Annotated in this window: 11 protein-coding genes; 5 read left to right on the top strand and 6 right to left on the bottom strand. The window is 73.1% G+C overall.

Features of this window, described 5'->3' with window-relative positions:
* Positions 1–2: 2 nt before the first annotated feature.
* From OHA19_RS25790 to OHA19_RS25805, 4 genes are read right to left on the bottom strand one after another with little or no spacing between them, the layout of a single operon-like run.
* Positions 3–1,340: an AAA domain-containing protein gene (locus OHA19_RS25790; RefSeq protein ID WP_405712928.1), complete on the bottom strand. Its 1,338-nt coding sequence runs from the start codon at positions 1,338–1,340 to the stop codon at positions 3–5.
* Positions 1,337–2,944 (bottom strand): hypothetical protein, encoded by a 1,608-nt coding sequence (locus OHA19_RS25795; RefSeq protein ID WP_405712927.1) that lies wholly within the window; start codon positions 2,942–2,944, stop codon positions 1,337–1,339. The genes OHA19_RS25790 and OHA19_RS25795 overlap by 4 nt, the downstream gene beginning before the upstream one ends.
* Positions 2,935–4,122 (bottom strand): hypothetical protein, encoded by a 1,188-nt coding sequence (locus OHA19_RS25800; RefSeq protein WP_405712925.1) that lies wholly within the window; start codon positions 4,120–4,122, stop codon positions 2,935–2,937. Before OHA19_RS25800 ends, OHA19_RS25795 begins: the two co-directional genes overlap by 10 nt.
* The gene (locus OHA19_RS25805; RefSeq protein WP_405712923.1) at positions 4,007–4,987 is read right to left on the bottom strand and encodes a phosphatase PAP2 family protein; all 981 of its coding nucleotides are present in this window, start codon (positions 4,985–4,987) and stop codon (positions 4,007–4,009) included. Before OHA19_RS25805 ends, OHA19_RS25800 begins: the two co-directional genes overlap by 116 nt.
* Positions 4,988–5,254: 267 nt before the next feature.
* Here OHA19_RS25805 and OHA19_RS25810 point away from each other — a divergent pair, with 267 nt between their 5' ends.
* Positions 5,255–5,851 (top strand): histidine phosphatase family protein, encoded by a 597-nt coding sequence (locus OHA19_RS25810; RefSeq protein WP_405712922.1) that lies wholly within the window; start codon positions 5,255–5,257, stop codon positions 5,849–5,851.
* 12 nt (positions 5,852–5,863) lie between these two features.
* Here the strand turns inward: OHA19_RS25810 and OHA19_RS25815 are convergent, their stop codons facing one another.
* The gene (locus tag OHA19_RS25815; RefSeq protein WP_405712920.1) at positions 5,864–7,222 is read right to left on the bottom strand and encodes a tetratricopeptide repeat protein; all 1,359 of its coding nucleotides are present in this window, start codon (positions 7,220–7,222) and stop codon (positions 5,864–5,866) included.
* A gap of 246 nt (positions 7,223–7,468) precedes the next feature.
* Here OHA19_RS25815 and OHA19_RS25820 point away from each other — a divergent pair, with 246 nt between their 5' ends.
* Together OHA19_RS25820 and OHA19_RS25825 are read left to right on the top strand one after the other, a co-directional pair.
* Positions 7,469–7,924: a hypothetical protein gene (locus tag OHA19_RS25820; RefSeq protein WP_405721494.1), complete on the top strand. Its 456-nt coding sequence runs from the start codon at positions 7,469–7,471 to the stop codon at positions 7,922–7,924.
* A gap of 108 nt (positions 7,925–8,032) precedes the next feature.
* The gene (locus OHA19_RS25825; protein WP_405751788.1) at positions 8,033–8,980 is read left to right on the top strand and encodes a spermidine synthase; all 948 of its coding nucleotides are present in this window, start codon (positions 8,033–8,035) and stop codon (positions 8,978–8,980) included.
* Positions 8,981–9,019: 39 nt separating this feature from the next.
* Here OHA19_RS25825 and leuA read toward each other — a convergent pair whose 3' ends face one another.
* Positions 9,020–10,786 (bottom strand): 2-isopropylmalate synthase, encoded by a 1,767-nt coding sequence (leuA, locus tag OHA19_RS25830; RefSeq protein ID WP_405751791.1) that lies wholly within the window; start codon positions 10,784–10,786, stop codon positions 9,020–9,022.
* Between the two features lie 164 nt (positions 10,787–10,950).
* Between leuA and OHA19_RS25835 the strand changes: the two genes are divergently transcribed.
* Positions 10,951–11,652, top strand: coding sequence for a FadR/GntR family transcriptional regulator (locus tag OHA19_RS25835; RefSeq protein WP_405712914.1), 702 nt, complete (start codon positions 10,951–10,953; stop codon positions 11,650–11,652).
* A gap of 565 nt (positions 11,653–12,217) precedes the next feature.
* Positions 12,218–13,546 (top strand): extracellular solute-binding protein, encoded by a 1,329-nt coding sequence (locus OHA19_RS25840; protein WP_405751793.1) that lies wholly within the window; start codon positions 12,218–12,220, stop codon positions 13,544–13,546.
* The last annotated feature ends 140 nt before the right edge of the window (positions 13,547–13,686 follow it).

The raw sequence follows: 13,686 nt of genomic DNA on the forward strand, positions 1-13,686 counted from the left end.
CGTCACCCCGACGGCCACCGCACCCGGTGCTCCGCCAGATGCGCCAGCACCGAGTGGTTCGCCTCCCAGCCGTCCGGGAACTTCACCGTGACGCCCAGCTGGACCGGCTCCGTCGACGGGTGCTCGTCCAGCAGCTCGGTGACGCCGGCCCGGCACACCACGATGCAGGCGTGCCGGTGGCGCGAGGCCAGCACGCAGAGCCGGCCCGTCTCCAGGTGGAAGGCGGTGGCGTCCGGGCGGCCGGAGAGCGGGTGAAGCACCACCGTCACATCGAACTCGCGGCCCTGGAGCCGGTTCGCCGTGTCCACCGCGACGCCGCTCACGCCCAGCTCCGCGAGCGCCGCCCGCACCGCCGCGGCCTGGTCGCGGTGGGCGGTGCCGACCGCGACCCGGTCCGCCGTCACCGGAACCGGGTCGGGGGAGCGCTCGCTCGTCGCCGCGCCGCCGCGGTCCAGCAGCCGGCGGACCACCAGGGCCACCGCGCGTACCGCCTCCGGGTCGGTGCGCGGGGTGTGCCTGGCCGGCAGTTCGAGCAGGCCCCAGCCGGACTCCGCGGCCTCGTCCAGCACCCGGTCCGGGGCCGAACCGTCGGAGCCCACGCCGAACGACAGCCGCCGGTCGCCCTGGTCCGTACCGCTGCGGAACGGGGTGTACGGGTAGAACGCGTCCGAGACCAGCGGCGCGGCGGACGCGGGCAGCCGCCACGACACCGGAAGCCGGTGCTGCGGCAGATGGGGATTGTGCGCGAGCAGCGTGGAGACCGCACTCGCCGACGGGTCGTACGAGAGCCCCGCCCACTGGTCCGCGCCGACGATCGAGAACGGGTCCAACTGGCCCGGATCGCCGACGAACAGCGCCCGCTCGAAGAGCCCCGCGACGGCCAGCAGCGCGTCCGAACGCATTTGGTACGCCTCGTCGACGATCGCGTGGCCCCACGGCTCGACGTTCTTCACGTGCGCCCACTTCGCGGCCGTCGAGATGACCACGTCGAGCCCGGCGAGGTCGGATGCCTTCGCCGACTTCCGTACGTTGGCCAGGCCGTCCAGCACCTTGTCGTACGGGTCCGTGTCGTTGCTGTGCAGCCGGCCGACCGGCAGCCCCGGATCCTTCTCGGCCAGCCGCACCACGAGGTCGTCGACCTGGGCGTTGGTCTGCGCGACCACCATCAACGGATGCCCGGCCGACGCGAGTTCGAGCGCGGCGCGCACCACGAGCGTCGACTTCCCGGCGCCCGGCGGGGAGTCCACCACGATGCCGCGCGACGTACCGCGCAGGGTGTCGGCGAGGATCGCGTCGGTCGCCCGCGCGGCCTGGGCGCCCGGGTCGAATACGGCCGTCACAGAAGGTCCTCCGCGGTCACGGGATCGGGGCTCTCGGCATGCCCGGCGGAGCCCGGCGGGCCGCCGTGCGTCCAGGGCGTCTCCTCCGGGTCCGGCAGCTTCGGGCCGCCGCGCTGATCGTGCTCGAAGAGCGTCCAGGCGATCCGGTCACCCGGCTCGGGCACCGAACCCGGGGCGGGCTCCTTGCTCCGGCCCATCCGGTCGAGGATGCGCAACACCAGCGGGGGTGCGACCCCGTCCGCCGGCTCGGCGTACCCCACGAACTCGGCGGTCTGCGGCTTGCCGTCCAGCGAGCGGTACACCTTGGTGCGCTCGCCGAGATGTGGGTATTCGTCCGTGCGGACCGTGACCAGCGGGCGCGGCGACGGGCGCTTCGACTCGCTGTACGCCATCACCACCTCCGTCACCTCGCCGACGAACGCCTCACCGGACAGTCGCCGCCCGGCCAGCACCAGCGGATCGTCCAGCGCCTCCTGGGCCTCCAGCTGGGCCTGCGCCGTCTCGCGCGAGGCCAGCTTCTGCGCCGCCGTCACCGCGTCGTCCCGGCGCGGCTGCGGCGGCTCACCCGAGCGCACCCGGTCCCGGTGACCGGTGAACGACCAGCGGTCCCTGGTCCAGCGGTCCTCGGACCGGGCCCCCTCGGGGAGCTCCCGCAGCAGGTCGAGCCCGCGCCACACCGCGTCCCAGGTCGGCCGCATCACACCGGCCAGCAGCGCCCTGATCTCCCGCTCGGCGGCGGTCAGCTCGCCGAGCCGGGCATCGGCCGCCAGGCCGTCCTCGGCGGCCGCGAGCGAGGTGCGCGCCCGGTCGTACTTCTCGATGGCGGGCGCCAGCAGCCGGTTGTCGAACGCCGGGTCCGTGGCCGGGCCGGCCGGCGGGCACAGCAGCTGCCCGCCGCCGTCCCGCTCCAGCTCCGCGCGGAGCGCCGCCGAGGCGCCCGACTCGCCGGCCGGGGCGTCGATCCAGGCCAGCAGCGCACCCAGGTGCTGATCCTCCAGGCTGCTCTGCCCGGTCGCCCAGTGCCGGTTGAGCAGATCGGTCGCGGCGAGCAGCAGCGAGGAGCCGGGCACCCTGGCCCGCTCCCCGTAGTGCGTCAGCCAGCGGCCCAGCAGCGGGACCCGGGCCGGGGCGGGGTACGGGGTGTCGGGATCGTCCTCGGCCGTGCGGCGGAACCGCATCGAGCGGCCCAGCAGCCGTACGAACTCGATGCCCGCCCGGCTCGGCACGACCAGCTGCGGCGCGTCCGCGCACAGCTCGACCTCGACCTTGACCTTCTTCCCGGTCTCCGGGTCTGTCTCGTTGCGCTCGGCCGGCTCGACGACGTCCTCGTACGCCTCGATGTGCGGCAGCACCGCCTCGGCCAGCTCGGCGAGGAACGCGAACCGCAGATCCCGGTCGCGCGGCTGCGAGACCGACAGCAGCCGGGGCGCCTCCCGGTCCGTCCCGACGAGCGCGCCCAGCGGGGCACCCGCCTCACCGGCCGTGGTCAGCGGGACCAGGACCAGCGGCCGGTCGGTGAGATGGCGGTGCAGGACCGTGGCCATCGGCTGCGCCCGGCCGCTCTCCACGGCGTCCAGCCGGGCCAGGGTGCTGATCAGCGACATGCCGGACCGCCCGCCAGCGCCTCGGCGCGCAGGGCCGCCGCGCGCCGCAGGGCCGCGACCGTCGGGTCCGCCGGGTCGCCCTCCTTGCCCGCGGCCGCCGCCAGCACCTCGCCCACCGTGGTCAGCGCGCCGAGCTCACCGCGCACACTCCGCCCCAGCGCCTCCACCGCGCCGGCCGCGCGGGCCTTCGCCCGGCAGTGGAAGGCCAGCTCGCAGGCGGCCAGGCACTCCGGGGCGTACGCCGCACCGACCGCCTCGACCGCGGCGTCGAGCTGCTGCCGGGGGCACTGCGGGTCGAAGGTGGTGCCCTCGGGCAGGGCCGCCGCGATGTCCTCGATGCGGGTCAGCCGGGTGAGCTGGCGGCGGGTGACCGCGCGCTGCTTGCGTACGTCGACGACCGAGGCGGTGGGCAGGTTGGAGAAGTCCTTCGGGCAGACCAGCAGCACCCGGTGGCCCACCTCGGCGCCCTCGGTCAGCTCCGCGATCCGCTCCAGCGCCAGCACGTAGACGGCGGACTGCCGGGCCGCCGCGCCGACCTTCGCCGCGTCGGCCGAGCCGTCGATCATGGGGAAGGACTTGATCTCGACGACCGTCCACGTGCCGTCGGGGTGCACCGCCACCGCGTCCGGCTCCAGATAGGCGGGGGAGCCCGCCACCTCCAGGGCCAGCATCGGGTGGTCCAGCAGCGCCCAGCCGCCCGCCTCCGTCGCCTCCCGCAGTGCCAGCGCCGTACGCGCGGCGCGGCCCTGAGGGCCCGCCGCGGTCAGATCGGGCACCGAGACCTCGCCGGGTGCCTCGCCACCGCCGCCGAGCCGCTCGTGCAGCAGCCGCATCAGCTCCGTGCCGCCGTCGGCCTTGACCTTGGCCTCGAAGGCGTTGCCCCGGACGAAGGCGAACTGCGACTGCCCGAAGGGGGCCGGCGAACCGAGCGCCGTGGCCAGCGCGGCCTTGTCCACCCCGGCGCCGTCCAGCAGGGCGCGGCGCCGGCAGCCGGGGTTGGCCGCGAGGGCGGCCAGCGCGCGGGCGTCCAGCGGACGGGGCGGGACGGCCGGTCCGCGCAGCTCAGCGAGCCGCTGCCGGAGTGTCGTCTCCCGTGGCTCGCGCTCCTGCGGGGGCGGTGGTGTCGGCCCGGGTTGGCCGACCGGCCGAGGCATCTGCGTCGGCCGATGCCGCGGCATCGGTGGAGTCTGCGGAGGTGGTCCGCTGGCCAGGGATTCGCTCACCCGCGGAAGTCTTGCATCCGGCACTGACAATCGGGGACTCCGCGACCGGGGCGACCTTCGGGAAGCGGGCTCCGACCCGGTCCGCCAGCCGCATCACGGGCCGGGCCAGCAGGGCTCCGACGCCCATCACGGCGGCGCCCGCGACCGCGTCGAGGAGGTAGTGGTTGGCCGTGCCCATCACCACGAACGTGGTGATCAGGGGGTAGGCGACGCCCGCGGCCCGGATGTACGGGTTCCTGCTGTGGCGCCACAGCAGGATTCCGCACCAGATCGCCCAGCCGACATGCAGGCTCGGCATCGCCGCGTACTGGTTGGTCATCCCGCCCATGCCGCGCGGGGCGCTGGCCTCCGTGCCCCACCAGCCGTACGAGCTGTACTGGGCCATCGTGTCGACGAAGCCGTACTTGGCCTCCAGCAGCCGGGGCGGGCAGGTCGGCAGCAGCGTGAAGCCGATCAGCCCGAGCAGCGTGGAGGTCATCAGCCAGGTGCGGGCCCGGCGGTACACCTCCTGGCGGCGGCGGAAGAGCCAGATCAGGACGGCCGGGGTGACGAGGTAGTGCAGCGACGCGTACGCGAAGTCGGAGGGTATGCCTATCGAAGGGTGCGCGGTGAGCAGCCGGTTGAGCGGATGTTCGAGGTTGATGTGGAGCGTCTTCTCCAGGCGCAGGATGCTCAGGCCGTGGTCGACCGCGGTGGAAACATCGCCGCGCGCCACCAGCCGGCCCGCCGAGTAGGCTCCGTACACCAGAGCGAGAAGTGGCAGCTCGGTCCACCAACGGGGCCTCGGGCGCGGCACGGGTGCGGTGCTGGCATGCTGCATCCGGAAGCTCTCCATCATGTGTTCATGCGACCGACGGCGGGCGTTCAACCGTACGGCGTGGGTCGGTCGGGGTTTTCCGGGGGTCTTTTTCGGAGCCCCGTGCGCGTAGGACCGACCGGCGATCGGTCCAGAGATTTCTCCGCGCAGAGTGTGACGTCGCCCGGGCCCCTGAGGTTGCCTCGCGATCACGTGCGAGATGATGGGAAAACCGGATGATCCGCCTCGTCCCGATCTCCGGCCTCAGATCTCAGTTCAGGGAGAGCCGTCATGGCACCGCGTATCCTGCTCGCCCGGCACGGCCAGACGGAATGGTCCGTCAAGGGCAATCACACCGGCAGGACGGACATCCCGCTGCTCGACACCGGCCGTGTGGGCGCGGGGCTCCTCGGCGAGCGGCTGCGGCGGGGACCGTGGGCGGACCTGCCGGGCCTGGAAGTGCGCACCAGCCCGCTGCTGCGGGCCAGGGAGACCTGCGAGATCGCGGGATTCGCGGACCGGGCCGAGCCGTGGGACGCGCTCATGGAGTGGGACTACGGGGCGTACGAGGGAATGACCCCGGCCGAGATCAAGGCGATCCGTCCGGACTGGTTCATCTGGCGTGACGGGGTGCCGGAGGGGGAGACCCTGGCCGAGCTGTCCGCCCGCGCCGACGAGATCGTCCGGTGGGCCCGCTCGGCCGACCGCGACGTGCTGGTCTTCGCCCACGGCCACATCCTGCGGGCGCTGGGGGCGCGGTGGCTCGGCGAGGACGTGTCGTTCGCGGCGCGCGTCCGGCTCGATCCGACGTCGTTGTCGGTGCTGGGATGGGCGTACGGGGCGCCCGCGATCGAGCGCTGGAACGACACCGGCCACCTGGAACGGTAAGGCCCGTCCGCGCTACGCGGTGCCGGCCTCCGCCAGCTCCGCGTACCGCTCCAGGAACTCCCGGACCTCCGCCACGCGCCGCTGCGGCGCCAGCACCCCCGCCGCCTGGGCCAGCATTGCCCGGATGCGGGTCGACCGGACGCGGTCCAGCAGGTCCAGCACCCGGTGGCCCGCCGTCGCCGCCTCCGCGGCCAGACCCGCCCGCGCGAGGTCCCAGGTCAGCTCGGCCCGGTACAGCGCCAGGTTCCGGGTGAAGTGCGGGTCCTGGAGCCGGGTGGCCCGCCGCGCGTGCCGGGCCGCCCGTGACCAGTCGCCCAGCGCCGACCAGCACTGCGCCTGAAGCATCTCCAGCTCCGCCTCCCGGAAGAACGTCATCCATTCCGGATCGGCGTCGCGGGGCCCGCGCCCGAACGCGGTGTGTGCCCGGCCGATCGCCCGCTCGCAGCCGGTACGGTCCCCGAGCCCCGCCCGGCCCCCCGCCTCCCGCAGCGCGAGCAGCGCCAGCAGCCGGGGCGAGCCCAGCGGCTGCGCCGCCCGCTGCGCGGCCTCCGCCGCGCGCACGGACTCGCGGGGCCGCCCGGTGTCCCGGGCCAGGAACGACGCGTTGCAGAACGCGTGCGCCTCCAGCGACGCGTCACCGGCCACCCGCGCCGTGGCCAGCGCCTCCGCGTAGTGCGAGCGGGCGTCCTCGTACCGGCCCGAGTCATGGGCCAGCCAGCCCACCGAGATGGCCAGTTCGCCCGCTCCGGCGTGCAGCCGGTCGGCGGTGGAGCGTCTGGTGGCCGTCCCGGAGTCGAGCAGCGCGTACGCCGCCCGCAGCGGCTGGGACGCCCTGCGGTACAGGCCGTCGCCGCCATGCCGGTCGTCGAGCAGCCGGATCTGGCGCACCGCCTTCTCGACGGCGCCGACCTCGGTCTCGCCGACCCGGCGCGGGCCGGGCAGGGGGGCGGCAGCGGCGGATCCGCCGCCCGGGCCCAGGCCCAGGGTCGCGGCCGCCATCGTGGTGGTGCCACTCGTCATGAATACGCGACGCAGCACGTCGCTCTCCTCGTCGGTGTCGCTGTGGAGCGTAGGGGGCGGTGGGGTTTCGGCAGTGGTCCGCGCCGCCCGGCCGCGCACGGTTTCGCGCGGCGAGAAGCCCAGGTCCGCCAGGGTCGTCCCGGGGAACATGTGCAGGAAGACCCGTTCGTACGCGTAGTTCGGGCAGCGGATCTCCCCGGACTCCACGCGTCCGATGTACCGGGCGTCGCACGCGACCTGCTCGCCGATCTCGCGGGCGGACCTGCGTACCGCGGCAGCGAACTCCCCGGCGGAGCGCGGTCCGCGCAGCCGCCGGAAGGCGAGGTTGGGAACTGCCCCTGTCGACACCATGGACCGGAACCTCTCTTCCGCAGCCGGGGTTCCTGCTTCCGGTGTCCCGGCGGAGCAAGAACGTACCTGCTGTGACGGGCCGCACACGGACCGTTTGCCCGCAAAACCGGGCATCTCGCCCACGATCTGCCATGAACTGCCACCCTTTGCGGCGGCGTGGCACCGTAGCCCTTGACGCAGTCGGCGCGTTGGTCCATGAGGAGACGGAAACCGACTCCGCCCGGCGATGAGAGGAGAGGTCCCTTGTTGCATCCCGGCACGGAGACCGACGCACGGACGACCGGCGCGCGGACGACTGCGACGGCCCCGGTCGCGACGGGTGCCGCGGCACCCGCATCCACGGAGGGCCACGGGGGCGAACCCTGCGACCTGGTGACCGTTCCGGCCCGCCAGGGCCTGGAGGCCGTGGACATCCTTCGCCGGGACACCGAGCAGGACGTCGGCCCGGTCCTGCACGACGGCACCTGCGACACCCTCGGCTTCCTCGTGCCGCCGGGGACCGCCGATGCGTGGGACGTACCGGGCAGCGCCTGTACACGGACCGCCGGCCGCGGGCTGCGCATCCCCGCCGAGCCGCCGGTCACCGGCAGCGGCTGGCTGCTGCCGCCCGAGGACGACGCCCCGGTCACCGATCCGGCCGTGCTGCGGGCCGCACTCGACCAGGCGGCCCGGCTGATCGAGGCGGCCGACAGCCGCCGCTGACCGCCGGCTCCCCGGCCGCGCCCATAATGGGCAGGTGGGCGGGTTTCCCCGGCACGGCCGGTTCCGTACCGGCCCGGAGCGAAGAGCAGTGAGCAGGCGCGAGCAGCGGTGGCACGTCGAGGAGCGTCGGGCGGTGGTGCGGGCGCCCGTAAGCGGTCCGACCGCAAGGCGGACGGCAGGACCGGGACCAGGACCGAACAGGGTGCCGGGCGCGCCGGGCGAAGGGCGGAGCCCCTCGCCGAACCGGTGGACGGATCCCTCGCCGAGCTGGTGCCCGACCGGGAGCGGCCGAACGCCTGGACGCTGACGTTGGACGGCGCCCCGCAGTCCCATGTGGACCTCGACGACCCCACGTTCCTGTCCTTCGAGTACCAGCGCAGGATCGGCCACATCGCCGATCTCGTCGCACCCCCCGGACAGCCCCTGCACGTGGTGCACCTGGGCGGCGGTGCCTTCACGCTCGCCCGCTACATCGCCGCGACCCGGCCCCGGTCCACCCAGCAGGTCATCGAGGTGGACGCCGCCCTCGTCCAGCTGGTCCGCCGGGAACTGCCGCTGGACCCGCAGGCCAGGATCCGGGTCAGGGCCATCGACGCCCGCGCCGGGCTCGGGAAGATCCAGGACGGCTGGGCGGATCTCGTCATCGCCGACGTCTTCAGCGGGGCCCGCACCCCCGCACACCTCACCAGCACCGAATTCCTCGCCGAGGTCCGCCGCGTCCTGAAACCCGGCGGGAGCTACGTCGCCAACCTCGCGGACGGGCCGCCGCTGACCCATCTGCGCGGCCAGATCGCCACCGCGGCCACGGTCTTCCCGGAGCTGGCGCTCGCCGCCGACCCGACCGTGTGGCGCGGCCGCCGCTTCGGCAACGCCGTGCTGCTCGCGTCGGACCTGCCGCCGAAGATCGCGGAGCTGACCCGCCGGGTGGCGACCGATCCGCATCCCGGACGCGTCGAACACGGGCGGGCGCTGGCCGACTTCACCGGCGGCGCGGCGGCGGTGAGCGACGCGGACGCCAAGCCGTCCCCGGCGCCGCCGCCGTCGGCCTTCGGCTGATCCTCCGCACGACGCGCCTCGACGGACCGCGGGCAGCCCTCAGCCCGACCGGTTCACCGCCGACAGCACCGCCATGATCGAGGCCGTGAGTACGGAGGTGTCCTGGCCCGCACCCCAGCACACCTCTCCGCCCACCCGGCACTCCACGTACGCCATCGCCGGGCTGCCCTGCCCCGTGCCCGTCGCGTGCTCCGTGAAGTCGAGGATGTCCACCTCGATGCCCGCGGCGGCCAGCGCACGGGTGAACGCCGACACCGGACCGTTGCCCGTGCCCTCGTAGTCGCCCTCCCGGTCGTCCACCCGCAGCGTGCAGATGAACCGGTGCTCACCGGCCGGGTTCCGGTCCGTGGACCAGGAGGTCAGGGCGACGTCCCCGTCCCGCCCGGCGGCCAGGTAGGCCGTGTCGAACAGCTCCCACAGATCCTTCGGCGTGGCCTCCAGGCCGCTGTCGTCGGTCGCTGCCTGCACCGTGCGGGAGAAGTCCGCGCGCAGCCGGGCCGGCAGGTCCACCCCGTAGTTGCTCCGCAACAGATGGGCGATGCCGCCCTTCCCGGACTGGCTGTTGACCCGGATGACCGCCTCGTACGTACGCCCCACATCCGCCGGGTCGATCGGCAGGTACGGCACCGACCACAGCTCGGAACCGCTGCTCGCGTGGTGGGCGAAGCCCTTGCTGATGGCGTCCTGGTGGGTGCCGGAGAACGCCGTGTACACGAGATCGCCGCCGTAGGGGTGGCGGGGCGGCACCGGCAGCCGGTTGCAGTACTCGACCGTGGAGCGGATCTCGTCGATGTCGGAGAAGTCGATCATCGGGTCGACGCCCTGGGCATGCAGATTGAGGGCCAGATTGACCAGGTCGACATTGCCGGTGCGCTCCCCGTTGCCGAACAGGCAGCCCTCCACCCGCTGCGCGCCCGCCAGCACGGCGAGTTCGGCGCACGCGGTGCCGGTGCCGCGGTCGTTGTGCGGATGGATGGAGAGGATCACCGAGTCCCGCCGGTCCAGATGCCGGTGCATGTACTCGATCTGGTCCGCGTACACATTCGGTGTCGCGATCTCCACGGTGGCGGGCAGGTTGTGGATGACCGGCCGGTCCGGGGAGGCGTCCCACAGGTCGGTGAGGCTGTTGCAGATCTCCAGGACGAAGTCCGGCTCGGTGAGGATGAACACTTCGGGGGAGAACTCGAACCGGATGTCCGCCCCGGGCCGCGCCCGCGCCAGCCGTTCCATCTGCCGCGCGGACTCCAGCACCGTGGCGTGCACCTCGGCCCTGCTGCGGCCGAGCACCACGTCGCGCCAGACGGGCGCTGTCGGGATGTACAGATGGACGACCGCGCGGTCCATCCCCTCGATGGACTCGAAGGTCCGCTCGATCAGGTCCGGCTTGGCGGGGGTGAAGACGACCACGGTGACGTCGTCCGGCACCGCGTCGCCGCCGGCCAGGTGCCGTACGAAGTCGAAGTCGGTGCGGCTCGCGGAGGGATAACCGATCTCGATCTCCTTGAACCCCATCGTGACGAGCAGATCGAACATCCGGCGCTTGCGCGGCGTGTCCATGGGCTCGGCCAGCGCCTGGTTGCCGTCGCGCAGATCCACCGGCACCCAGAGCGGGGCACGTTCGATACGGGCCTGCGGCCAGATGCGGCCGGCCGGCGGGACCTCGACGCGGTCGAAGGCCGAGCGGTAGCGGTGGGAGGGCATGGAGCTCGCCCGCTGCGGATTCCAGCGGGGCGCGTCGGCGGGCACTGGCCCGCGCGGGGTGCAGATGGTGGGGAAGCCGTGCATCGGTGACAGACGGTCGGACATGAGGAGGCTCTTCTCGGATCGCCGGACGCGACCGGCGCAGCACGGCATCCCGCGGCGGGGTGCCGGTCGCTTCAGGCCCCGCCGCGGCAGCCGAGAAGAAGGAGACCGCTGTGCGTCATGGCCGGTACAGTAGCCAGAAAGCAAGTCCTCAGACAACCTGACAGGTGAATCCGGTGTCCTCGCTCGGTCCGCTCCGCCCCAGCCCCCTGGTCGAACAGGCCACGAACCATCTGCGTGAGCAGATCACCGAGGGGCACTGGCCGGTCGGCATGCGCATTCCCGGCGAGACGACCCTGGCCAGGACGCTCGGCGTGGGCCGCTCCACGGTCCGCGAGGCGGTGCGTACCCTGGCCACGCTCGGGCTGCTCCGGTCCCGGCAGGGTGCGGGCGTCTTCGTCATCGCCGACCGGGTGACGGAGGACTGGCCGGCCCGGTTGCGCCGGGCCGCGATCACCGATGTGTACGAGGTGCGCATGCTGATCGAGGTCCAGGCCGCCCGGTTGGCCGCGGGCCGCCGTACGGACGAGGACCTCGTCGCCCTCGACGCGGCGCTCACCGCGCGGCGGGCGGCCGGGGCCGGGGGGGACGCGGAGTTCGTCGACGCGGACATCGCGCTGCACCGGGCCGTGGTGGCCGCCGCGCACAATCCCGTACTCACGGATCTCTTCGGCGAGTTCGCGCCCGCGCTGCGGCAGGGGCTGATCGACCTGGTGGAGCTGTTCGGCCTGCGCCGCGAGGACCCGGATCACGGCGACGCCGTCCATGACGCGCTGGTCCGGGCCGTGGTGGCCGGGGACGTGGAATCGGCGGGCCGGGCCGCGCAGACGGAACTCGAATCCACGCTGGCTCGGCTGCGGGCGGCCTGAGGGCTCCACGGTGCGGCCGGGGCGGGCCGGCCGGGCGCGGCTTCGGAGGGAGAAGGCGGACGCGCCCCGACGGCCCCCGGCCGCCCGCGCCGTGCGATCTCCCGTTCACCTTCCGGTGGGTGGGCCGGTGTGAACCGGGGATGACGCGAGCCGCTCCCGGCGCCGGGCCGAAATGCGGCGCGTCGGGGACAACCCACGGACGACCGGGGCGGTGGACCCGCCTCGGAGGTCGCCGGCCTGCGCTTTCTCCGGACGGCACGAAACCCGGGGCGAGGCGGGTGACTTGTGGCAAGACCTCGGCGGGACACGGTCCCGTGACTTGCGGGACACGCTCGGGCAACGGAAGCGTCTTCAACTCTTGACACCCACCCCTTCAAGGCAGGAACCTTCCGACATCGACGCATGGGAGCGCTCCCACGGTGGATGGGTCCTCCCGCCCGAACGGCACCGCGCTTGCCCTCCCCCACCCGGAACACCCTCCGGAACACACCCGGAACACCCCTGGAACGCCCCGCCCCGGAACACCCGCCCCGGAACGTCCAACCCCGGAACAAGGAGTAGTGGAATGCGCATCACCCGCACCGTCACCGGCCGGAGCCGCAGAGCCGCGGTCCTGGCCGCCACGGGCCTGACGGTCCCGGCCCTGTTGCTGACCGGCTGCAGCAGCGACTCGGACCCGTCGGGCAGCACGGGCCCCGACGCGAACGGCAACGTCACGCTGACTGTCGCCGACTTCGGGCAGTTCGGTTACAAGGAGGCCGGACTCTTCGCCAAGTACCACGAGCTGCACCCGAACATCACGGTCAAGGAAAACGTCACGGCCGACGAGCAGGTCTACTACCCGAAGTTCCTCCAGCAGCTCAACACGGGCAGCGGACTGGCCGACATCCAGGGCATCGAGGTCGGCCGTGTGAAGGAGCTCGTCGACACCAAGGCGGACGCCTTCGCCGACCTGGCCAAGGTCGTCGACAGCGACCAGTGGGTCAACTGGAAGGCGCTGCAGGCCACCACCGACGAGGGCAAGGTCATCGGCGCGGGCACCGACATCGGCCCGATGTCGCTCTGCTACCGCCGCGACCTGTTCGAGCGGGCCGGTCTGCCGGCCGACCGTGAGAAGGTCGCCGCCAAGGTCGCCGGAGGCTGGGACGACTACCTCGCACTCGGCGAGGAGTACAAGAAGAAGGCCCCCAAGGGCACCTTCTACATGGACTCCGCCAGCGCCATGTACAACAGTGTGGTCTCCTCCAACGAGGAGCAGTACTACGCCAAGGACGGCAAGGCGATCTACAAGGACAGCGCCGGCGTCAAGGCGGGCTGGCAACTCGCCGCCGAGGCCGCCGAGAAGGATCTGACCGCCGGTCTGGCCCAGTTCCAGGACCCGTGGAAGGCCGCGCTGCGCAAGGGCACGGTCGCCACGGTCGCCTGCCCCGCGTGGATGGCCGCGCAGATCGCCACGTACGCCGGTGACGAGTTCAAGGGCAAGTGGGACATCGCCCGCACCCCTGGCCGGACCGCGGCCAACTGGGGCGGTTCCTTCCTCGCCGTGCCCGCCAAGGGCAAGAACGTCGAGGAGGCGCAGAAGCTCGTCAAGTGGCTGACCGCCCCCGAGCAGCAGGCCGCCGTGTTCAAGGCCGTCGGTGTCTTCCCGTCGAACAAGGGCGCCTACACGCTCCCCGACGTGAAGAACGCCAAGCTCGAGTACTTCAACAACGCCCCCATCGGTGAGATCTACGCCGAGGAGGCCCAGGTCATCCCCGCAGCCGTGCTGGGCCCGAAGGACGGCATCATCAAGGACAGCATCTCCACCCAGATCAACAACATGGAGCAGCGGGGCACCAAGCCGGACGACGCCTGGAAGGCCGCCACGGAGGCCATCGACAAGGTGATCGGCTGATCCTCACCGATGCGGGCGGCCGGGACCTCACCTGCGCGTCCCGGTCCACCCGCACCGGTGCCGGCCCCCGCCGCCGGCCCCGCGCACGGATTCCGACACCATCGCCGGACCTGACCCGAATTCCGGCCTGCCCCTGCGGT

The organism is Streptomyces sp. NBC_00012, from assembly GCF_045040875.1.
GTDB lineage: Bacteria > Actinomycetota > Actinomycetes > Streptomycetales > Streptomycetaceae > Streptomyces.